This is a genomic window from Promicromonospora kroppenstedtii (assembly GCF_044389675.1).
GTDB classification, from domain to species: domain Bacteria; phylum Actinomycetota; class Actinomycetes; order Actinomycetales; family Cellulomonadaceae; genus Promicromonospora; species Promicromonospora kroppenstedtii.
The window spans coordinates 30,297-50,319 of the sequence record NZ_JBIRYI010000021.1 but is presented as its reverse complement, the minus strand read 5'-3'; the positions used below and the strand labels follow the sequence as shown (position 1 = coordinate 50,319).

Genomic DNA, 20,023 nt, shown 5'->3' with positions numbered 1-20,023 from the left:
GAGTGAGTTCGAACATCCAGCGGTTCCCGCTCCCTGACGTCGGTGAGGGCCTCACCGAGGCCGAGATCGTCGAGTGGCAGGTCGCGGTCGGCGACACCGTCGAGGTGAACCAGACGATCGTCGAGATCGAGACGGCCAAGTCGCTCGTCGACCTGCCGTCGCCCTGGAACGGGACAGTCTCCGCGCTCCTCGTCGAGTCGGGCACCACCGTCGACGTCGGCACCCCGATCATCGAGATCACGGTGTCCGACGGCGCCGGTGCGCCCGCCCCGGCGTCGAACGGCACCACGGCCGCGGCGGCACCCGCCGCCGAGGCCGCGGACGAGACCTCCGGGTCGGTGCTCGTCGGCTACGGCACCGCCGAGGCCAAGGCAAGCGGACGTCGTCGCCGGCACCAGGCGGCGGCAGCCGGCTCGGCGCCGACGGCGGTCGCCCCGGCGCCCGTCGTGGCCCCGGCTCCGGCCCCCGCTCCGGTGACGGCCCCGCCCGCCCCGGCTCCCGCCCCGGTGGCGACCCCGCCGTCGGACAACGGGACGACGACGGCCGCACGCGCCCGCGTGCTGGCCAAGCCGCCCGTCCGCAAGCTCGCCAAGGACCTGGGGGTGGACCTTGCCGGGGTGCACGCGTCGGGTCCCGGCGGCATCGTGACGCGCGAGGACGTGGTGGCCCACGCCGAGCGCTCGTCGGTGCAGAAGCTGACCAGCTACCCGGACGACGAGCCGTGGCTCGCCCAGGGCGTCGTCTCGCCGGACGGGCGCCAGACCCGCGTGCCCGTGCGGTCCGTGCGCAAGCGCACGGCCGAGGCCATGGTGGCCAGCGCTTTCACCGCGCCGCACGTGACGGTGCTGCACACCGTCGACGTCACCAAGACGATGAAGCTCGTGGCCGCGCTCAAGGAGGACCGCGACTTCACGGACGTCAAGGTGACGCCCCTGCTGGTGGCGGCCAAGGCGGTGCTGCTCGCGGTGAAGCGGCACCCGCAGATCAACGCCTCGTGGGACGACGCGGCCCAGGAGATCGTCTACAAGCACTACGTGAACCTGGGCATCGCCGCGGCCACCCCTCGGGGCCTCGTGGTGCCGAACATCAAGGACGCGCACACGCTCGACCTGCTCGGCATCGCCAAGGCGCTCGCGGGGCTGACGGCGACCGCACGGGCCGGGCGCACGTCGGTCACCGACATGTCCGACGGCACCATCACCATCACCAACCTGGGTGTCTTCGGTATCGACACGGGTACGCCGATCCTCAACCCGGGGGAGTCGGGCATCCTCGCCTTCGGCGCGATCCGCAAGCAGCCGTGGGTGCACAAGGGCAAGGTGAAGCCGCGGTGGGTCACCACCCTGAGCTTCAGCTTCGACCACCGGCTGGCCGACGGCGAGCTGGGTGCACGGTTCCTGTCCGACGTCGCTCGCGTGCTCGAGGAGCCGGCGCGCGGCCTCGCCTGGAGCTGATCCCGGGGCAAGGTCCCTGTGGAACGTGTCAGACCCCCAGGTCACTCGAGTGACCTGGGGGTCTGACACGTTTCGCACGTCGCTGTGTGGATCGATCCAAAGTGCCGGACGGCCGGAACAGTGCGCCGGCCCGGATCGGTCTGGGAGATCCGCGGTACGGCCAGGCGCACTGCCCCGACAGATCACGGCAGCCGTACGCGGCCGCCGTGCCCCGGACGACGTCTGGTCACACGGCCGTCACGCCACGCGCATGCCGCCGATCGAGCGTGGGCGGCCGCGACGGCGCTTGCGGCTGCGCACGGTTCCGTCGACGACGATCTCTCCGCCCCACACACCCCACGGCTCGCGGCGGGCGAGAGCGCCCGCGAGGCACTGCGCCTTGAGCGGGCAGGCGGCGCACGCGCGCTTCGCTTCCTCGAGGTCCGCCGGGTGCTCAGCGAACCAGAGCTCGGGCTGTTCCGAGCACGGCACGGAGTCGTCGGTCTCGGTGATGATGTTCACGAGGTCCACACTGGTCACAACGCAGAAGAGGGCTAAAGGGTTGGGTTTGGTGCATAATCCTTCCCAACTTTTTCTGAACATCGCCGAAAGCCCTGGTGCCGGGAAGCTCGCGGTGTGGTCAACGGGACGCCCGCGGACGGTCGGAACCGCTGCCGCGCGCGCCTAGGCTGGACCGTGTGACCCCCACCGACGCCCGGAACGGGACCAGCAGGACCGCGCGGAAGAGCGCCGAGAGCGGCCCGACCAGCCCCTCGTGGCTCACCGCCGCCCTACCTGCCGCCGCGCTCGTGGCGCTGGCCGCCCTCTTCGCCGCCGGCGCGTTCTCCGGGGCATTCACCGCGTTCGCCAACTTCGCCGACCCTGGCGTCCTGGTGCGGTGGGGCGTGCCCGTCGCGACCGTGGCCACCGAGCTGGCCGTGGCGGTGACCATCGGTACGCTCGCGCTGGCCGCCTGGGTGCTGCCGCGCGGGCCGCTCGTGGACCGCGCGCTCGGGGTCGCGGGGATCGCGGCGGGCGTATGGACGGTGGCTGCCCTGGTGCAGCTCGTCCTGCGCTTCTCGTGGTCCACCTACCTGCCCCTGGACTCGCCGACGTTCGGCCCGGCGCTGATGGAGTACGTCTCGACGATCGCGGTGGGCCGCACCTACCTGGGGATCGTGATCGTCGCCGCGCTCACGGCCGCCGTCGCCCTGCTGGTGCGGGGGGCGGTCGGCGCGCTGTGCGCCATGGCGCTGCCGCTGGTCGCCCTCGGCATGCAGTCCTCCACAGGGCACGCCGCCGGCGCTGCGAGCCACGACCTCGCGATCTCGGCCCTGTTCCTGCACCTGGGCGGCGCGGCCCTGTGGATCGGCGGGCTGGCCGCGATCGTCTTCGTCGGCCTGCGCCACGCCGCCACCGCCGACGTGATCCGGCGGTACTCCGCGATCGCGCTGTGGTGCTTCGCCGCCGTCGCGATCTCCGGCCTGGTCAGCGCCTGGATCCGGATCGGCTCGCTCGACGGGCTGACCACCGACTACGGCATCCTGCTCGTGGTCAAGGCCGTGCTGCTGATCGTGCTGGGCGGCCTGGGCTGGCTGCACCGCAGCACCGTCGTCGACCGTCTGTCCTCCGGGACCACCACCCGGAACGCGGCGATCGGCCTGTTCTGGCGGCTCGCCGCGGTCGAGGTCGGGGTCATGGGCGCGGTGTCCGGCGTGGCGGTCGCCCTCGGCTCCACGGCACCGCCCGTGCCCGACGACGAGATCGTCGACCCGACCCCGGCCGAGATCGTCACCGGCCACCCGCTGCCGCCCGAGCCCTCGGCCCTGCGCTGGCTCACCGAGTTCCAGTGGGACGTCATCGTCGCGTTCGCCTGCGCTGCCGCCCTGATCGTGTACGTGCGGTGGGCGCTCCGGCTGCGCGCCCGCGGGGACGCGTGGCCCGTGGGCCGCACCGTCTCGTGGTGCCTCGGGATCGTGGTGCTCTTCTGGGCCACCAACGGCGGCGCGGCGGTCTACGGCCACGTGCTGTTCAGCGCGCACATGGTGCAGCACATGATCCTGGCGATGGTCGTCCCGCTGTTCCTCGTGCTGGCCGCGCCGGTCACCCTGCTGCTGCGGGCGGTCCCCGCGCGCAAGGACGACTCCCGCGGCCCGCGCGAGTGGGTGCTGCTGCTGGTCCACTCCGCGTTCGGCCGGTTCCTGGCCAACCCGATCGTGGCCGCGGTCCTGTTCGCGGGCGGCATGATCGTCTTCTACTTCACGCCCCTGTTCGAGCTGGCACTGACCACGTACGCGGGTCACTTGTGGATGATCCTGCACTTCACGCTCGTCGGGTACCTCTTCGCGAACGCGCTGATCGGCGTCGACCCCGGCCCCACCCGGCCGGGCTACCCGATGCGGCTCGTGCTGCTGTTCGCCACCATGGCGTTCCACGCGTTCTTCGGCGTGACGCTCACCTCCGGCACCGCCCTGCTCGTCCCCGACTGGTTCGGGCTCATGGGCCGCCCGTGGGGCCCGAGCGCCATCGTGGACCAGCAGAAGGGCGGCGCCGTCGCCTGGGGCATCGGCGAGCTGCCCACGCTGCTGCTCGCTGTCGCCGTGGCGATCTCCTGGACCAAGTCCGACGCGCGCGAGGCCCGGCGCAACGACCGCAAGGCGGAGCGCGACGGCGACGCCGAGCTCGAGGCGTACAACGAGATGCTCGCGAAGAAGGCGGAGCAGGCCGCGAAACGCGGCGAGGGCTGAGCTCCACCCGGATGGCGCGCGTCCGGGTGACGGATCCGCTGGGCGTGCCCTAATCTAGGAGCGAGCCTTCCCCCGCTGAGGGAATGGAAGTGAGGCCGGGAACTCCTGATGTAGGTCAGGACCCCGGCTCTCGCGTTTTCTAGGACAGCTCGATGTCGATCTCGTCCACCTCGCCGAGCGCGGTCCGGATATCGAGGTCGAGACCCTGCCGCGCGCGGGAAACAGCCCCGGCGACGGCGTCGGCTGCCCACAGCATCGGTTCGTCGTCCGGCAGGGAGTGCGCGACCCGCGTGCGGGTCACGAGCGTCCCCCTGGCGCGCAGGGCGTCCGCAGCGCGTCGCGTGCCGGCCCGCACGTCGCGGGGTCCCCGACCACCGCCGCGAGCAGGTACATCCCATCCGCCTGACCGATCTGCTGCTTCATCGACTCGTCCACCCATGCGTGCAGCGTGAAACCCGCCGGCGAGTCCCCGGCTCTCTTTCCCATCGCGCGATATTCACATCTGAAGGATGGTCGTGCACGCCCAAACGCCATTGCATATATACAACAGCTAGAAAACGGCAGTCAGGCCAGCCGTACGGCCGGCGCGGTCTGAAAACTCATGTCGCCCGGCGCCCCGGCGTGATAGGACGGCGGCGTGAGCGAATCTCCGCAGACCCCGCAGACCCCGTTCCACGACCTCGACCACTACGTGGCGATCCCGCGCGTCACCGGCCTCACGGCCAGCCCCGACGGCACCCGGCTCGTCGCGACCCTCCAGACGCTCGACGGTGAGCGCACCGCCTACCGCACCGCCCTCTGGGAGGTGGACCCGGCGGGCGAGGCACCGGCGCGGCGTCTGACCCGGTCCGCCAAGGGCGAGTCCTCGGCCGTGTTCACGCGGTCCGGCGACCTCCTGTTCAGCTCCGCACGGCCGGACCCGGACGCCAAGGACGGCGACGAGCCTCGGCCGGCCCTCTGGCTCCTGCCCGCGGGCGGCGGCGAGGCCCGTGTCATCGCGGCCCCGCAGGGCGGCGTCGGCGGCCCGCTCGTGGCGCGCGACGCCGACACGGTCAGCGTGGCCGCGAGCCTGCTGCCCTCCGCGAAGGACCTGGCGCAGGACGCCGAGCTGCGCAAGGCCCGCAAGGACCAGAAGGTCTCCGCGATCCTGCACACCGGCTACCCCGTGCGCTACTGGGACCACGACCTCGGCCCCGACCAGGAGCGCCGCTTCGTCGGCGACCTGGCGGCGCTCGCCGACGAGCCGGCCGCGCCGCTGCCGAAGCCCGCGGACGGCCGGACACCGGCAGCAGCCCCGGAGGCGCAGGGCAAGCACCTCGACCTGCGCGACCTCACCGGCGCGGGCCGCCATCTGGCGGACCACTCCGCCGACCTCTCCGGCGACGGCACCACCCTCGTGACCACGTGGAGCGTCAGCGACCCGGGCGCCGCCGTGCGCAACACCCTGGTCGCGCACGACACCGCGACGGGCGACTGGCGCGTGCTGGTCGACGACCCGGACGCCGACGCCGGCGCCCCGCGCATCTCGCCCGACGGCGCCTGGGTCGCCTACGTGACCGAGTCCATCTCGACGCCGCACGATGCCCCGGTGGTGCGCCTCGCCCTGGTGCCCACCGACGGCTCCGCCGACCCGGTGGTCCTGGCGGAAGACTGGGACCGCTGGCCCGGCCGACCCACCTGGCTCCCGGACGGCAGCGGTCTCCTGGTCCAGGCCGACGACGACGGCCGCGGCCCGGTCTTCCTGCTCACCTTCTCGGGGGCGCTCCCGGGCGCCGCCGTGGTGGTCGAGAAGGTGACGTCCGACGACGCCGACTTCTCCGACCTGAACGTCACGCCCGACGGCGCGACGCTGTTCGCGCTGCGCAGCTCCTACGCCGCACCGGCCGAGCCGGTGCGGGTCGACCTGGGCGCCTTCCTCGCCTCGGGCACGGCGGGGGAGCGGACGCCGGTCGCGTCGACCGTGCTGCGTTCCCCGGTACCGGCCCCGGACCTCCCGGGCGCGCTCACCGAGATCGAGACCACGGCCGAGGACGGCACGCGCGTGCGCGCCTGGCTGGCCCTGCCCGCCGACGCCGGCCCGGACGCCAAGGCCCCGCTGCTGCTGTGGATCCACGGCGGCCCGCTGGGCTCCTGGAACGCGTGGAGCTGGCGCTGGAACCCGTGGCTGCTGGTGGCCCAGGGCTACGCCGTGCTGCTGCCGGACCCGGCGCTGTCGACCGGCTACGGCCAGGAGTTCGTGCAACGCGGCTGGGGTGCCTGGGGCAAGGCCCCGTTCACCGACCTCATGGCGATCACCGACGCCGCCGAGGCGCTGCCCGGGATCGACGAGACCCGCACTGCCGCGATGGGCGGTTCGTTCGGCGGCTACATGGCCAACTGGGTGGCCGGCCACACGGACCGGTTCCGGGCGGTGGTGACGCACGCGAGCCTGTGGGCGCTGGACCAGTTCGGCCCCACCACGGACGCCTCGTTCTACTGGGCGCGCGAGATGACGCCCGAGATGGCGCTGGAGAACAGCCCGCACCTGTCGGTGGGCGACATCCGGACCCCGATGCTCGTGATCCACGGGGACAAGGACTACCGGGTCCCGGTCGGCGAGGGCCTGCGGCTGTGGTTCGAGCTGCTGACCAAGTCCGGCCTCCCGGCGTCCGACGACGGCGAGACGGTGCACCGGTTCCTGTACTACCCGGACGAGAACCACTGGATCCTGACGCCGCAGAACGCCAAGGTCTGGTACCAGGTGGTGTCGGCGTTCCTCGCGGAGCAGGTGCTCGGCGAGAAGCCCGAGCTGCCGACGACGCTCGGCTGAGCCGAGCGGTCGGTTCCGGCGTGCGCCGGGGTGGAGCGGGTCAGCACCCGCTCTGCTCCGGCGCCGGGGTCAGCCCGCCCGGACCGCCCCTACGACGCGCACGCGCACCGCGACGTCGTCGATCTCCTCGGGGATCTTGTCCACGAGACGTGCGTCGGTCACGTTGACCTGCAGCACCCAGCTCCCGCCGGGCCCTGCCACCTGCTCGACCAGCTCGTCCTCCGAGAGGACCTCGACAGGGGACCTGCGCGCCGGCGACTTCGCTTGCTTCCGTCCGGGGTACTCACGTGGTGGCTGTCCGATTGACGCCGTGAACTCTGGGGCGACGCCAACCCCGATCACACCGTCGAGCCCGGTCACTTTTTCCCGCAATGCGGCTTTTGCGGACCTGGCCTCGTCGAGTGTTGCCATCCCGATCACCTCCTGGTCATCCATTGTGTCCCCCGTGTCTACCCCCTTCCACCGGGGCCGGAGAGGGTGCCGGGACGCATCGGGGCACTGAGTGCTGCGCCGCAGGTCAGCCGGGTTGTCCGACGCGACGCGCCGTCCGGACACGCCCGGCGCGCCGACCGCCGAACGCGACACGCCCGGGGTGGGAAACGCTGGTGCGCAGGGCGAACATTCACCCGGCCGGTCCCGGCTCGGCGCCGGCCGGGACCGCCGGTGCGAGGTTCATCCGAACGGATGGGCCTGGTCCCCGGCGAGCTCCACGTCCAGTATTGCCAGCACCTGGTCGATCGGGTTCGCGTAGGTCAGGCCCCTCCCGCTGCGGCCGCCCGACTCGGAGCCGGCGAACAGCAGGCCGATCGCCACGCCGTCCTCCCGGTAGACCAGCGCGCCCGAGTCCCCGCCGCGCGAGAACGGGCCGTCGTCGAGGCTCTCGATCTCGATCTGGTCGTCGAAGCTGAGAGCGCCGAGGTCCTCGTAGCCCACGATCACGTCGTCGAGCTCGATGGCCGTGACCCGCCCGCGCGTGGTCGCCGTCGTGCGGCCCACCTTGCCCACGATCTCGCCGCCCAGGGCGCGCGCGGTCTTCATCACCCGGCCCACGGGGTACTCGAAGCTCACCGGGACCCGGTCGAGTCGGGCGATCGCCGCGTCCGTGTAGGACGGCTCGGCCGAGTCCAGGTCCACCACCTGCGAGAGCTCGCCGATCCGGTCGCCGGGTGCCAGCCCGCCGTCGGCCGGTCCGGGCTGCAGCACGACGTCACCCGGCCGGGCCTCCGGGGACCCGGCCAGCACGTGGTAGTTCGAGAGCGCATACAGGTGGCCGTCGCCGGGGACGACGCGGGTCACGAAGGCACCGAGCGTGCCCGCGGTGACCCCCACGTGCCCGATGGAGATGCCGGGCCGCAGCGGACGGCGCCGGTCGGTGTCACCGTCCGCCTGCGACGTCGGCGCCGGCGGACGCGGGCCCAGCTCGCTCACCGGGCGGATGCGGCCGGTGCGGCGGATGTCGGCGTCCGGCCCGATCTCGGCCGAGACCTTGCGCACGATCGAACGGGCCCGGGGCACCCCGAGCCGATAGCGGACGGCGATGCCGAAACCGCCGTCCTCCTGCGGCACCAGCCCGAGCGCCAGGGTCGGGGCCCGGACGGCGTCGACGGCGTCCGACTCGCTCTGTGCGCCCGGCGACCGGGGGGTCGCCACGCTCCCGTGCTTCTCGGCGAGCTCTCTGGCGAAGGCGGTGAGCTGCTCCTTCATCTTCCTGGCCTCGTCCCGGTCCATGCCCCTGATCCTCTCCTCACCCACCAACACGACACTGCAGCAGGGTGGCGACACGCCGATCTGCCCTGGAAAGTCATCCGATAGATGGATATCCCACTGTCAGGTTTGCGCGGTACGTTCCTCTGCTACACCCAACCATGGCCGGGTGAAAGCCAGGAAGCCCCGAGGTGTCACAAAAGATCCCCGGCGGCCTCTTGAAACGTTGGCGGCGCCCGGTGCGGACGCCGAAAGACACGAAACGGCGAGAATGATCGGGACGATGGACGAGACGCGGAGCGCGCGGGTGACTCGCGCCGACGTGCGGGAGGCCCTCATGTGGGCTCTCGAGCGGGACCGCGCTGCCCTGCTCGCGCACCGTGCGGCCGTGCACTCCAGCAAGAGCGACCTCACCCGCCGGCGGGCCGACAAGGCGCTGGTGGAGCAGTGGCGTGCCCGCAGGACGGACGGCGGCAAGGACGGTTCGGCCCGGGAGTGACAATGGGCGGGTGAGCACCAGCGTCCAGAACCTTCCCCGCGTCCGCGCGTCCGAGCTCGTCGGGCGCGGCTGGCTGAACACCGGCGGCCGCACCGTCACGCTCTCCGAGCTGCGCGGCAAGGTCGTGGTCCTCGACTTCTGGACCTTCTGCTGCATCAACTGCCTGCACGTCCTCGACGAGCTGCGCGAGGTCGAGGAGCAGCACCGCGACGAGCTCGTGATCATCGGGGTGCACTCGCCCAAGTTCGAGCACGAGGCAGACCCCGACGCGCTCGCGGCCGCCGTCGAGCGGTACGAGGTGCGCCACCCCGTGCTCGACGACCCCGAGCTGGTGACCTGGGGCGCGTACACCGCGCGGGCCTGGCCCACGCTCGTGGTCATCGACCCCGAGGGCTACATCGTGGCGCAGATGGCGGGGGAGGGGCACGGCTCCGCGATTGCCGCGCTCGTGTCCGACCTGATCGCCGAGCACGCCCGGAAGGGGACTCTGCACCGCGGCTCGGGGCCGTACGTGCCGCCCGCTCCCGCCTCCGGCACGCTGCGGTTCCCGGCCAAGGCCCTCGCGCTGCCGAACGGGAACCTGCTGGTCGCGGACGCCGGGCACCACTCCCTCGCGGAGCTCGGGCCCGACGGCGAGACCCTGGTCCGCCGCATCGGCTCGGGCGAGCGCGGACTGGTGGACGGCACGCCCGGCGAGGCGCGGTTCTCGGAGCCGAACGGGCTCGCCCTGGTTCCCGAGGACCTGAGGGCGAACCTCGGGTACGACGTCGTGGTCGCCGACACGGTCAACCACGCCCTGCGCGGGGTGCGGCTGTCGGACGGCGTGGTCTTCACGGTCGCGGGCACCGGCGAGCAGTTCATGGTGGGCGGCCAGGAGAACGTGAGCGGCACGGTCGGCGCGTTCGAGGCCGGCGAGTCCTACGACTCCCTCAGCGTCAGGCTCTCCTCCCCGTGGGACGTCGAGTGGTCCGCCGAGCTCGGCGCGTTCGTCGTGGCGATGGCCGGGAACCACACGCTGTGGGACTTCCACCCCGGCCCGCACCTGCCCGTGGTCTCGCTGCTCGCAGGCACCATGAACGAGGGCCTGGAGGACGGCCCGGGCGAGGGCGCCTGGTTCGCCCAGCCCTCCGGCCTGGCCACCGCGGCCGACGGCGCGCTCTGGCTCGCCGACGCCGAGACATCGGCCCTGCGCCGCCTCGTGCCGGTCGACGAGACCGATGTGCGCGTGGAGACCGCCGTCGGGCAGGGCCTCTTCGACTTCGGGCATCGGGACGGCGCCGCCGACCAGGCGCTGCTCCAGCACCCGCTGGGCGTCGCCGTGCTGCCGGACGGCAGCGTCGTCGTCGCCGACACCTACAACGGCGCGCTGCGCCGGTACGACCCTGCGTCGGGCGAGGTGACCACCCTGGCCAAGGACCTCGCGGAGCCGTCGGACGTGCTCGTCGAGGTCGCGGACGACGCCGTGCACCTGCTCGTGGTCGAGTCCGCCGCGCACCGACTCACGCGTGTGGCGCTCCCGGCGACGCTCGCGGGCGAGGTGCTCGACAGCGGCGCGCACAAGGTCGCCCGGCCGGCCACCGACGTCGGCTCCGGCGCGCTGCGCCTCGACGTCCCGTTCGCGCCGGCCCCCGGCCAGAAGCTCGACGACCGCTGGGGTCCGTCGACCTCGCTCCAGGTCAGTGCCACCCCGCCGGAGCTGCTGCTCTCGGGCGCGGGCAGCGGCACCGACCTGTTCCGCGACCTGGTGATCAACCCCGAGGTGGCCGAGGGCGTGCTGCACGTGACCGCGAAGGCGGCGTCGTGCGACGAGGTGCCGCTGCTGCCGAACGGCGAGCCGGACCCCGACGTCTTCCCGGCCTGCCACCTGGCGCAGCAGGACTGGGGCGTCCCGGTCCGCGTGGTGCCGGACGGCGACACGGGCCTGACCCTCCCCCTGCGCGGCTGACAGCTCAGCCCGCCAGCACCGCCGGCAGCTCGGTCAGCGAGTCGATCACGGTGGTGCGTGCGGCCTCGGGCCGGCGTGCGTGCAGGTACCCCCACGGCCCGCGGCGCAGCAGCACCGGCATCATCCCGGCGTCGGCCGCGGGAAGCACGTCGTTGTCCAGGCGGTCGCCCACGTAGGCGATCTCCTCGGGTGCGACCCCCGAAAGCGCCGCGACCCGCGCGAAGAACTCCGGCTCCGGCTTCTGCACGCCCCACTCGTCGGACGTGCGGATCGCGCTCGCGGGCAGGTCCATCGCCTCCAGCGCGGCCCGCGCCTCGGGCGGCTGGTTCCCCGCGACGACGACGTCGAAGCCCGCCTCGCGGAGCGCCGCCAGCGCGGGCCGCACGTCGGGGTAGAGATCGTCGGCGTCGAACCCGGTGCGCAGCCCGTCGGGGTCGTCCTGCGCCCAGCGCGCGGCCTCGGCCTGGAAGTCCAGCCCCGGCCGCAGCAGCTCGAAGGCCTCCCGGTGGGACAGGTCGAGCGCGGCGCAGCCGCCGAGCACGCCCAGGAACGTCAGCGGCGGCACCTCGAGCCGCTCCGCCCAGCGGAGCCAGATCCTGGACTCGTCGATCAGGGTCTCTCCGACATCGAACACCACCGTGCGCACCATGGCCCCGACCCTAGACGTGTCAGATCCTCAGGTCACCCGGGTGGCCCGTACGTCTGACCCGTCGGGGAGGTCCGACAGCTCACGCGAGGTGGAACAGCGGGTCGCCCGCCCGGACGACGGCGCCGGGACGTACCAGCTCGTCGAGCCGGCCGTGGCCCAGGTCCAGCGCGACGACGGGCACCAGCGGGGAGCGGCCGCCCTCGGCCACCGCGCTCGGGGACCAGACGACGAGCTCCTGGCCCGCCGTGACGGTGTCGCCCTCGTCGACCAGCAGCGTGAAGCCCTCGCCCTTGAGCTGGACGGTGTCGATGCCGAGGTGCACCAGGACGCCCCGGCCCCCTGCGGGCTCGGCGTCCGCCGACGGTGCCAGCAGCACGAAGGCGTGCGGGTGCAGCTTGACGACCACGCCTGCGCACGGTGCGACGACGCGCCCACCGAGCTCGGCGTCCGGCTCGACGGCGAGGCCCGGGCCGACGATGCTCTCCGCGAAGACGGGATCAGGCACGTCACGCATCGCCACCACCCGTCCTGCGACGGGCGAACCGACATTCAGGGCCTCGGCCATGCGGACATCTTGTCAGAACGGCGCGGTGCGGAAACGCGGCACGCCGGGCCGTGGACCGGACCTCACCCGGCCCTCGCAGGCGACGACCCGGCCCCGGACGGACCGCTTCCGTACTCACCCGGGGCCGCCCGGAGCGGGCCTCGCTCGGCCGGTGCGTCGCGTGTAACGTTCCCAGCACACTCGACGACGAGCCCGAGGGAGCGTACGGATGACGAGCGAGAGGCTCACGGGGGTCCCGGCGAGCCCGGGCCGCGCGGTGGGAACGGTGGTCCGGATGCCGGCCCGCGTCCCCGAGCCGCGCACGAGCCGCCTGACGGGTTCGGCGGACGACGCCGTCCGCGCCGTCGAGGAGGCCGCAGCCCAGGTCGAGGCCGATCTCGCGGAGCGCGCGGCCCGTGCGTCGGGTACCGCGGCCGACGTCCTCGCGGTGACCGCGGCCATGGCCGCCGACCCGACCCTCGCCGCCGGCGCCGCCCGCCGGGTCCGGGAGGACCACCTCACGCCGGAGCGCGCCGTGTGGGACGCCGCCGGTTCGGTGGCGACGCAGCTCGAGACGCTCGGTCCGCCGATGTCGGAGCGGGCCCGGGACGTGCGCGACGTGCGCGACCGCATCGTCGCCGCGCTCACCGGCGCGGCCCCACCCGGGGTGCCGGACCCCGGGCACCCGTTCGTGCTGGTGGCGAGCGACCTCGCCCCGGCGGACACCGCGATGCTCGACCCCGCGGTGGTCACCGCCATCGTCACGGCGCGCGGCGGCCCCACCTCGCACATGGCCATCCTGGCGCGCGCCCTGGGCATCCCGGCCGTGGTGGCGCTGCCCGGCGCCAACGACCTCGCCCACGGCGAGGAGCTCGTGGTCGACGGAACGCTCGGCACGGTCCTGCGCACGCCGTCGGCCGACGACGTGGAAGGTGCCCGGCGCCGGGTCACCGCCGCCACGTTCGACGGCCGGGGCGTGACCCGCGACGGCTCCGAGGTGGAGCTTGTCGCGAATGTCGCCGACCCTGCGGCCGCCGCAGCAGCCGCCGAGGCGGGCGCGCGCGGCGTGGGCCTGTTCCGCACCGAGTTCTGCTTCCTCGGCCGGGGCGAGGAGCCCAGCGTCGAGGAGCAGGTGACCGCATACCGGGCCGTGCTGTCCCACTTCCCGGGCCGCCGGGTCGTCGTCCGCACGCTCGATGCCGGCGCCGACAAGCCCCTGCGCTTCCTCACGCCGGACCACGAGGACAACCCGGCGCTCGGCGTGCGGGGGCTGCGCACCGCCGTCGCACACCCGGACGTGCTGGACCGGCAGCTCGGCGCGATCGCCCGCGCGGCCGCCGCCGAGACCGCCGAGGTCTGGGTGATGGCGCCGATGGTCTCCACCGTCGACGAGTCCCGGGACTTCGCGGCGGCGTGCGCGGCGCACGGCCTGGACACGCCGGGCATCATGATCGAGACCCCGGCCGCCGCTCTCCAGGCGCGGCACCTGCTGGCGGAGGTCTCGTTCGCGAGCCTGGGGACTAACGACCTCACGCAGTACACGATGGCGGCCGACCGGGACCTGGCCGGGGTCGCCGTTCTCTCGACCCCGTGGCAGCCCGCCGTCCTGGAGCTGGTCCGGGTGGCGAGCGAGGGCGGCGCGTTGCATGGTGCTCCGGTGGGGGTGTGCGGTGAGGCGGCGGCGGATCCGCTGCTCGCTCCCGTACTGGTCGGACTGGGCGTAACGTCTCTGTCCATGACCCCTCGTGCTCTGGCGGACGTCGCGGGTACTCTCGCGGCCATCTCCCGCGACGAGTGCGTTGACCTGGCGCGGGCAGTCCTCGAGTGCTCGACCGCCGACGCCGCCCGCGACCTGGCGCGGGAACGTCTCCTCACCTGAACCCCATCTGAACCTCCAGGTCACATCACAGTCACGTAGGCGCTCTAAGGTGGCCCGCATGCCCGAACCGATCAGGACCGAACCGCAGGAGCCCGACGAACCCGACGTCCACGTCACGCTCTCGACGGCCTCGGTCTTCCCGCGCCGTGTCCCGCTGGCGTTCGAGTCCGCGGCCGAGCTCGGCTACGACGGTATCGAGGTGATGATCTGGTCCGAGGAGGTCACCCAGAACCCCCGGGCGCTGGCGAAGCTCGCCGCCGACAACGGGGTGCCTGTGCGCTCGGTGCACGCGCCGACCCTGCTGGTGAGCCAGCGGGTCTGGGGCCGGTCCCCGGTCGCGAAGCTGGAGCGGACGACGGAGATGGCCCTCGAGCTCGGCGCCGGCACCGTGGTGGTGCACCCGCCGTTCCGCTGGCAGTACAAGTACGCGCGCCAGTTCCAGGACCAGGTGCGGCAGCTCAGCGAGTCGACCGGCGTGACGATCGCGGTCGAGAACATGTACCCGTGGCGCGGTGGACGGCGTGAGTTCCAGGCCTATCTGCCGGGTTGGGACCCGGCGGAGCACGACTACGACGCCGTGACCCTCGACCTGTCGCACGCGAGCGTGGCGCAGCAGGACGCGCTCACCCTGCTGCACACGTTCGGGGACCGGCTGCGGCACGTGCACCTCGCCGACGGCAACCATGGCGCGCGCGACGAGCACCTGGTGCCCGGCCGCGGCAAGATGCACGCGGAGAAGGTGCTCCAGGAGCTGGTGGCGCGCCGGTGGAGCGGCGACGTCTGCGTGGAGATCTCGACCCGCGCGGCCCGCAGCGCAGCCGAGCGGCACGACGACCTGGCGGCTTCGCTGCAGTTCGCGCGGGCCTACCTGTCGCCCACGCCGCACGAGTTCCACACCCCGCCCGGGGCGCACCACCGGCCCCACGACGCCTGGTGACCCGATCTGTGACGTTGCTCTCGAACTGTTTCGATCCTGAGGGGCGACGGGGCTAGACTTGCCCCCGGTAGAGCATGACCTGGTGCGGCGGACCGCCGCAGGACGAAGGAGGTGGCGCGCATGACCCGTAGCGAGCCTCCGAGTAGTCCGAACCGCAGCTGAGCTGACGGTTCCCCTGCCCGCGTGTCCGCGGGCTCTCGCGCACCGGTGCGCTCCGCCCCTGGTCGGGGCGTGAGGTCCACCGGTCGCCCGGCCGTCCCTGTTGCGGTGTTCGCAGTCCTTTTCCTGCGCTCGACCCCAGGAGTTCTCCCATGGCCACGTTCCTGCCCTCCCGTCCTGCCCGCCCGCTCCTGGGCGCGCTGCGCCAGCGCCGCACCGTCGGCGCCGTGCCGGACGTCGTCCCCGGTCCCGTCGCGCCCGCGCCCCGTTCGGCCGTGGTCGCCGCCGCGATCTACGACGACGGCGTCCGCACCGCCCGCTACGACAACCTCGCCGAGACGTTCAGCGCGCTGCGCTCGCGCCCGGGCGGAATGGCCTGGATCGGGCTGGAGCGGCCCGAGGAGTCCGAGCTGACGTCACTCGCGCGCGAGTTCGACCTGCACCCGCTCGCCATCGAGGACGCCATCCAGGCGCACCAGCGCCCCAAGATCGAGCGCTACGGCGACACCCTGTTCGTGGTGCTGCGCGCCGCCCGCTACCTGGACGACGCCGAGGAGGTCGAGTTCGGCGAGCTGCACGTCTTCGTCGGCCCCGACTTCGTGGTGACCGTGCGCCACGGTGCCTCGCCCGACCTGGCCGCGGTGCGGGCCCGGCTGGAGTCGGACCGCGAGATGCTCGCACGCGGCCCCGAGGCCGTGCTGTACGCGATCCTCGACAGTGTCGTGGACGGCTACGCGCCGGTCGTGGCTGGGCTGGACCACGACATCGACGAGATCGAGTCCGACGTCTGGGGCGGCGCCCCCGACGTCTCGCGACGCGTCTACGAGCTGTCCCGCGAGGTCATCGACTTCCAGCGCGCGGTCCGGCCGGAGCAGGCCCTGTGCGGCTCGCTCGCCAAGGGCGCCGACAAGTACGGCGTGGACCCCGAGCTGCAGGCCTACCTGCGCGACGTCGCCGACCACCTCACCGAGGCCGCCGACCGCATCGAGGTGTTCCGCGCCGCGCTGCGCGACATCCTCACCGTCGCCGCGACCCTGGTCGCACAGCGGCAGAACGAGGAGATGAAGCACCTCTCCGAGGTCAGCATCCGGCAGGGCGAGGAGGTCAAGAAGATCTCGGGCTGGGCGGCCATCCTGTTCGCCCCGACCCTCGTCGGCACGGTCTACGGCATGAACTTCGACGTCATGCCGGAGCTCGGCTGGGCGTGGGGCTACCCGGCGGCGCTGGTCGGCATGCTGGCCGTGAGCGTGGGTCTGTTCGGCGTCTTCCGCTGGAAGCGCTGGATCTGACCCGCACCCCAGGCCGGGCCGTGCCCCGGCCTACGCGGGCTCCGGCGTCTCCGGGTCCAGCGACTCCGGGTCGGGCAACGTGGCGATGTACCGGTGCCCGGCGACGGCGACCAGCAGGCCTGCCGTGGCCCCGACCAGCAGCGGCGTGCTGTAGCCGGTGCGGGCCAGGAGACCCCCGGCCAGCGAGCCGATCGGCATCGCGCCCCACAGGGCGGTGCGCCAGGTGCCGTGCACCCGGCCCAGCAGGTGGTTCGGTACCGCGGCCTGGCGCAGCGACATGACCAGCACGTTCCACGTCGTCGTGCAGCCGAACGACACGAAGATCGCGATCGCGCCCACCCAGACCAGGGGGAACGCGCCGGCGAGGAACCAGGCCCCGAGGCCCACGGCGTTCGCGACCGCCATCACGGGTCCCGTCCCGAAGCGCGCCTTGAGCCGGCTCGTGGTGGCCGCCGCGGTCAGGGCGCCCAGGGCACCGGCCAGCATGAAGGTGCCGTACCAGGCCTCGGGCACGTCCAGCCGGTCCAGGACGAACAGCACCAGCGTGGACGTGATGGCGGCGTGGCAGATGCCGATCAGCACGCTCACGATCCACAGCGGGCGGAGCATCGGGTTCGCCCAGATGAACCGAAACCCGGCGACGAGCTCGGCCCGCCAGCCGGCGACGGCGGGCGGGGCGCCTCGGCCCGGCTCCTCGTCCGTCGCGGCCGGGGCTTGAAGGGCGGGCCGGTCGGCAGGCCGGGAGGCACGACGGCGCGCGACGACGCCGGAGGCCACCGCGGGCAGCGTCAGCGCCAGCCCGCCGGCCACCGCGTACGCGGCGGTGTTCAGCCCGAGCGCCCAGGCCGCGGAGATCGCGAGCAGCCACGAGGTGAGCGGCTGGGAGAGGAACTGCTGCACCACGATCTCGGTGGCCTCGATCCGCGAGTTCGCACGCGGCAGGTCACCCCGGCCCACGAGCGACGGGACCACCGCGCGGATGGCGCCGTCGTAGACCGTCTCCAGCACGCCGTACAGGAGCACCACCAGCAGGAGCCACCAGATCGTGAGCGCCTCGGTCAGGTGCAGCGCGAGGAGGCCGCCGGCCACCAGCGCGCGTACCCCGCCCGCCAGGCCGAGCGCCAGCCGGCGGTCGATCCGGTCCACGAGCACACCCGCGGGGATCGCGAAGAGGAGCCACGGGAGCAGGGCGGCGACCGCGACGAGCGACACGAGCAGCGGGTCGTCCGTCAGCTGGACGGCCAGCAGCGGCGCGGCGACCCGGGCGATGCCGTCGCCCAGGCTCGAGCTCAGGTTGGCGGCGACGACCTTGGTGAACGCCCCGCCGAGCGGCTCGGGCCGCATCGACGGCTCGGGCTCGGAGTTCACGGCGGCGGAGGACACGCGCCAGAGGCTACCGCCTCGGCTCCATGCTCTACCTGTGCCGCCCGAGCCTGCGGTTCCGCGTCAGCGCGCGTGCCTCGTTCCCCGGCCTGCGCCTCCGGCTCAGGCCGGGACGCGCTCCGGCACCCGGGCACCGACCGCGCGCAGCACGAACGACTCGGCGGCGCGGATCGTGCGTTCGCGGGCCACGGGTTCGTCCGGGATGAGCCGTCCCGACAGGCACGCGTTGACGAGGTGCACCGTCGGCTCGATGTCCTGCGGCGGGAACGTCCCGGCTTCGATTCCCGCGGTGAGGATCCGGCGCAGGATCGCCTCCACGATGTCGGCGTGCTCGCGCAGGCGCTGCAGCGTCGCGCGGGACAGGACGGTCCGCAGGTCCGGGCCGGGGGCGAGGTGGAACACGCGGGTGAGCTGAGCCTGCTGGCGGATGTAGGTACGGAGCTGTTCCACGGGGTCGCTCACGCCGTCCAGCGCTCGCTCCAGGGTGTGGGCGTACTGCTCGGTCTCGTGGGTGATGAACCCGAGGAGCAGTGCTTCCTTGTCGTGGAAGTGGTTGTAGACGGCGGTCCGGCCGACGTTCGCCGCCGCGGCGATGTCGGCCAGGGTGATGGTGTCGAACCCGCGCTCCGCCATGAGGGTGGACAGAGCGGTGAACAGCTTGTGCCTCGTCATCTGGCGGTGCTCGTGCAGGCTCTTGCCGATGATCTTGGGCATGCTGACATCATATGCCTGCGTCGTCAGTAACTGGAACGCGGGATCGCGGACGCGGAGGAGTCGAAGGCCAATTCGGCAGACAGATCGCGCTAAGTTCGGATAGATCCGCTTTGCCTGGCCCCAGGAGCGCAGTATTCATGTTTTTGCACTGATACTCAGTCGCTCCGGAATGGCAGTCCGGGGCTTTCGTGCGGTCCGGCGAAATCCCGGCCGGGAATGCCGTCATTGCGTGAGCACGCCGTCACAAGCGTGTTTCCTCTCTGTAACACGCTGGCATCATGGGCGAAAGTGCGCGGCAGTAGGGTTCCCGCATGACTTTTCTGGCGGGCGTGATTCCTGCGGAACACGCCTCGGGTCACCTTCTGGTCCTGCCCAGTACAAATGGTCCCGTCGCGGTCAGCGAGCTCGCCGCCGCCTGGTTCTCGGACGTCGCATGGCTCCGAGAACCGACCCGCGCCGCGGGGTCCCGGCGGATGGCCGGGTCCCGGTTCCGGGGCATGGCGCAGGCCGACTCGCTCGTGCCCGGAGTCATGCGCCTGGGGGACGAGCATGTCGCGACCGGCCCGTTCGAGGTCGCGGAGGCGCACCTCGCGGAGCTGCAGATCCCGGCCACCACGGCTGAGGCGTACTCGATCGCGCGCAGCGACGGTCTCCGGGACGTGCGGGGCGCTGCCCCGACGTCGTACGACGACCGGGACGGCATAGCCCGCGCCTTCCCGCACGCGCTCCCGCAGGCCGAGGAGCTGCGCATCGTGCAGTGGGCCGTCGCCTCCGCGCGCAAGACCGGCGGCGGGGTGCTCGTCGACGGGCGGCAGCCGCTGGTCCCGGACCCGGCGGCGTCCGTCAACCTGCAGCTCTACTCCGCGCACCCCCTGCTGCCGGGGGATGTGCTGCCCATGCTGAGGTCGTTCATCGCGACCGCCGACGTGTCCGCCGAACAGGTCACCCCCGACGGGACGCCGCGCTACACGCTCGCGGGGAGCACCCCGTACGACGGCTCGATCGTGATCGACGTCGAGCGCGTCGACCGGGTGCCCCGCGCGCTCGGGTCGCTGGACTGGCGCAGCTACGGGCCGTACGCCTACCGCATGACCTGGGTGCCGGCGGACCCCTACGAGCTCGAGCTCGAGCACGGGTCCGGGCTGCACGTCATCGCCCGCGCGCGCATGCGCGCCTCTCTCTCGCGCCTCGCGGTGGCGCTGCAGAGCCGCATCGCGGGCATTCTCGTGGACGACGGCGGCTTCATCGCGACGCCGGACGAGCTGGAGGCGCGCAGCGACTCGGCCACCGGTGGCCCCCCGGGATCCCGCGCCTGGGTCTGAGCCCGTTTAG

At 73.0% G+C, this 20,023-nt stretch carries 18 protein-coding genes; 9 read left to right on the top strand and 9 right to left on the bottom strand.

Annotated features, from left to right (window positions below):
* The first annotated feature begins 2 nt into the window (after positions 1-2).
* Positions 3-1,454, top strand: coding sequence for a dihydrolipoamide acetyltransferase family protein (locus ACH47X_RS24955; RefSeq protein ID WP_397407860.1), 1,452 nt, complete (start codon positions 3-5; stop codon positions 1,452-1,454).
* Positions 1,455-1,691: 237 nt separating this feature from the next.
* Here ACH47X_RS24955 and ACH47X_RS24950 read toward each other — a convergent pair whose 3' ends face one another.
* On the bottom strand, positions 1,692-1,955 hold the full coding sequence (locus tag ACH47X_RS24950; protein ID WP_269637223.1) for a WhiB family transcriptional regulator: 264 nt from the start codon (positions 1,953-1,955) through the stop codon (positions 1,692-1,694).
* Between the two features lie 176 nt (positions 1,956-2,131).
* Between ACH47X_RS24950 and ACH47X_RS24945 the strand changes: the two genes are divergently transcribed.
* Entirely contained in the window at positions 2,132-4,180 is a 2,049-nt protein-coding gene (locus ACH47X_RS24945; RefSeq protein WP_397407858.1) for a cytochrome c oxidase assembly protein, read from the top strand.
* A gap of 139 nt (positions 4,181-4,319) precedes the next feature.
* On the opposite strand, the gene ACH47X_RS24940 is transcribed toward ACH47X_RS24945, so the two are convergent.
* Together ACH47X_RS24940 and ACH47X_RS24935 are read right to left on the bottom strand one after the other, a co-directional pair.
* Positions 4,320-4,481 carry a hypothetical protein gene (locus ACH47X_RS24940; RefSeq protein ID WP_397407856.1) on the bottom strand — a complete coding sequence of 54 codons (162 nt, stop codon included), beginning with the start codon at positions 4,479-4,481 and terminating at the stop codon, positions 4,320-4,322.
* A complete protein-coding gene (locus ACH47X_RS24935) occupies positions 4,478-4,666 on the bottom strand; it encodes a hypothetical protein (RefSeq protein WP_397407854.1) in 189 nt (62 codons plus the stop codon). The genes ACH47X_RS24940 and ACH47X_RS24935 overlap by 4 nt, the downstream gene beginning before the upstream one ends.
* 151 nt (positions 4,667-4,817) lie before the next feature.
* Between ACH47X_RS24935 and ACH47X_RS24930 the strand changes: the two genes are divergently transcribed.
* Positions 4,818-6,989 carry a S9 family peptidase gene (locus tag ACH47X_RS24930; protein WP_397407852.1) on the top strand — a complete coding sequence of 724 codons (2,172 nt, stop codon included), beginning with the start codon at positions 4,818-4,820 and terminating at the stop codon, positions 6,987-6,989.
* A 69-nt stretch (positions 6,990-7,058) separates the two neighbouring features.
* Here ACH47X_RS24930 and ACH47X_RS24925 read toward each other — a convergent pair whose 3' ends face one another.
* The gene (locus ACH47X_RS24925) at positions 7,059-7,400 is read right to left on the bottom strand and encodes a hypothetical protein (RefSeq protein WP_397407850.1); all 342 of its coding nucleotides are present in this window, start codon (positions 7,398-7,400) and stop codon (positions 7,059-7,061) included.
* A 261-nt stretch (positions 7,401-7,661) separates the two neighbouring features.
* Positions 7,662-8,717, bottom strand: coding sequence for a hypothetical protein (locus ACH47X_RS24920; protein WP_397407849.1), 1,056 nt, complete (start codon positions 8,715-8,717; stop codon positions 7,662-7,664).
* A 259-nt stretch (positions 8,718-8,976) separates the two neighbouring features.
* Between ACH47X_RS24920 and ACH47X_RS24915 the strand changes: the two genes are divergently transcribed.
* Entirely contained in the window at positions 8,977-9,192 is a 216-nt protein-coding gene (locus ACH47X_RS24915) for a hypothetical protein (RefSeq protein ID WP_142041066.1), read from the top strand.
* A gap of 10 nt (positions 9,193-9,202) precedes the next feature.
* Positions 9,203-11,137, top strand: coding sequence for an NHL domain-containing thioredoxin family protein (locus ACH47X_RS24910; protein ID WP_397407847.1), 1,935 nt, complete (start codon positions 9,203-9,205; stop codon positions 11,135-11,137).
* 4 nt (positions 11,138-11,141) lie between these two features.
* On the opposite strand, the gene ACH47X_RS24905 is transcribed toward ACH47X_RS24910, so the two are convergent.
* Together ACH47X_RS24905 and ACH47X_RS24900 are read right to left on the bottom strand one after the other, a co-directional pair.
* Positions 11,142-11,786, bottom strand: a complete 645-nt coding sequence (locus tag ACH47X_RS24905) for an HAD family hydrolase (RefSeq protein ID WP_397407845.1) — start codon at positions 11,784-11,786, stop codon at positions 11,142-11,144.
* 79 nt (positions 11,787-11,865) lie between these two features.
* Positions 11,866-12,351, bottom strand: coding sequence for a PTS glucose transporter subunit IIA (locus ACH47X_RS24900; RefSeq protein ID WP_397407843.1), 486 nt, complete (start codon positions 12,349-12,351; stop codon positions 11,866-11,868).
* 208 nt (positions 12,352-12,559) lie between these two features.
* Here ACH47X_RS24900 and ptsP point away from each other — a divergent pair, with 208 nt between their 5' ends.
* The 3 genes from ptsP (at position 12,560) to ACH47X_RS24885 (ending at position 16,594) form a co-directional block, all read left to right on the top strand.
* The gene (gene ptsP, locus ACH47X_RS24895; RefSeq protein WP_397407841.1) at positions 12,560-14,209 is read left to right on the top strand and encodes a phosphoenolpyruvate--protein phosphotransferase; all 1,650 of its coding nucleotides are present in this window, start codon (positions 12,560-12,562) and stop codon (positions 14,207-14,209) included.
* Between the two features lie 58 nt (positions 14,210-14,267).
* A complete protein-coding gene (locus ACH47X_RS24890) occupies positions 14,268-15,146 on the top strand; it encodes a sugar phosphate isomerase/epimerase family protein (RefSeq protein ID WP_397407839.1) in 879 nt (292 codons plus the stop codon).
* Between the two features lie 311 nt (positions 15,147-15,457).
* The gene (locus tag ACH47X_RS24885) at positions 15,458-16,594 is read left to right on the top strand and encodes a magnesium and cobalt transport protein CorA (RefSeq protein ID WP_397407837.1); all 1,137 of its coding nucleotides are present in this window, start codon (positions 15,458-15,460) and stop codon (positions 16,592-16,594) included.
* Positions 16,595-16,624: 30 nt separating this feature from the next.
* Here ACH47X_RS24885 and ACH47X_RS24880 read toward each other — a convergent pair whose 3' ends face one another.
* Together ACH47X_RS24880 and ACH47X_RS24875 are read right to left on the bottom strand one after the other, a co-directional pair.
* Entirely contained in the window at positions 16,625-17,977 is a 1,353-nt protein-coding gene (locus ACH47X_RS24880) for an MFS transporter (RefSeq protein WP_397407835.1), read from the bottom strand.
* A 102-nt stretch (positions 17,978-18,079) separates the two neighbouring features.
* Complete coding sequence (locus tag ACH47X_RS24875) at positions 18,080-18,691, bottom strand: TetR/AcrR family transcriptional regulator (RefSeq protein ID WP_036969759.1); 612 nt, start codon at positions 18,689-18,691, stop codon at positions 18,080-18,082.
* A gap of 311 nt (positions 18,692-19,002) precedes the next feature.
* Here ACH47X_RS24875 and ACH47X_RS24870 point away from each other — a divergent pair, with 311 nt between their 5' ends.
* Positions 19,003-20,013 (top strand): hypothetical protein, encoded by a 1,011-nt coding sequence (locus tag ACH47X_RS24870; RefSeq protein ID WP_397407833.1) that lies wholly within the window; start codon positions 19,003-19,005, stop codon positions 20,011-20,013.
* Positions 20,014-20,023: the final 10 nt, after the last annotated feature.

What these genes read in the sequence shown, in the direction of transcription:
- ACH47X_RS24935 (WP_397407854.1), bottom strand. Translation starts at nt 4,666, where the DNA reads ATGGGAAAGAGAGCCGGGGACTCGCCGGCGGGTTTCACGCTGCACGCA.
- ACH47X_RS24925 (WP_397407850.1), bottom strand. Translation starts at nt 7,400, where the DNA reads ATGGCAACACTCGACGAGGCCAGGTCCGCAAAAGCCGCATTGCGGGAA.
- ACH47X_RS24920 (WP_397407849.1), bottom strand. Translation starts at nt 8,717, where the DNA reads ATGGACCGGGACGAGGCCAGGAAGATGAAGGAGCAGCTCACCGCCTTC.
- ACH47X_RS24915 (WP_142041066.1), top strand. Translation starts at nt 8,977, where the DNA reads ATGGACGAGACGCGGAGCGCGCGGGTGACTCGCGCCGACGTGCGGGAG.
- ACH47X_RS24905 (WP_397407845.1), bottom strand. Translation starts at nt 11,786, where the DNA reads ATGGTGCGCACGGTGGTGTTCGATGTCGGAGAGACCCTGATCGACGAG.
- ACH47X_RS24900 (WP_397407843.1), bottom strand. Translation starts at nt 12,351, where the DNA reads ATGGCCGAGGCCCTGAATGTCGGTTCGCCCGTCGCAGGACGGGTGGTG.
- ptsP (WP_397407841.1), top strand. Translation starts at nt 12,560, where the DNA reads ATGACGAGCGAGAGGCTCACGGGGGTCCCGGCGAGCCCGGGCCGCGCG.
- ACH47X_RS24890 (WP_397407839.1), top strand. Translation starts at nt 14,268, where the DNA reads ATGCCCGAACCGATCAGGACCGAACCGCAGGAGCCCGACGAACCCGAC.
- ACH47X_RS24885 (WP_397407837.1), top strand. Translation starts at nt 15,458, where the DNA reads ATGGCCACGTTCCTGCCCTCCCGTCCTGCCCGCCCGCTCCTGGGCGCG.
- ACH47X_RS24875 (WP_036969759.1), bottom strand. Translation starts at nt 18,691, where the DNA reads ATGCCCAAGATCATCGGCAAGAGCCTGCACGAGCACCGCCAGATGACG.
- ACH47X_RS24870 (WP_397407833.1), top strand. Translation starts at nt 19,003, where the DNA reads ATGACTTTTCTGGCGGGCGTGATTCCTGCGGAACACGCCTCGGGTCAC.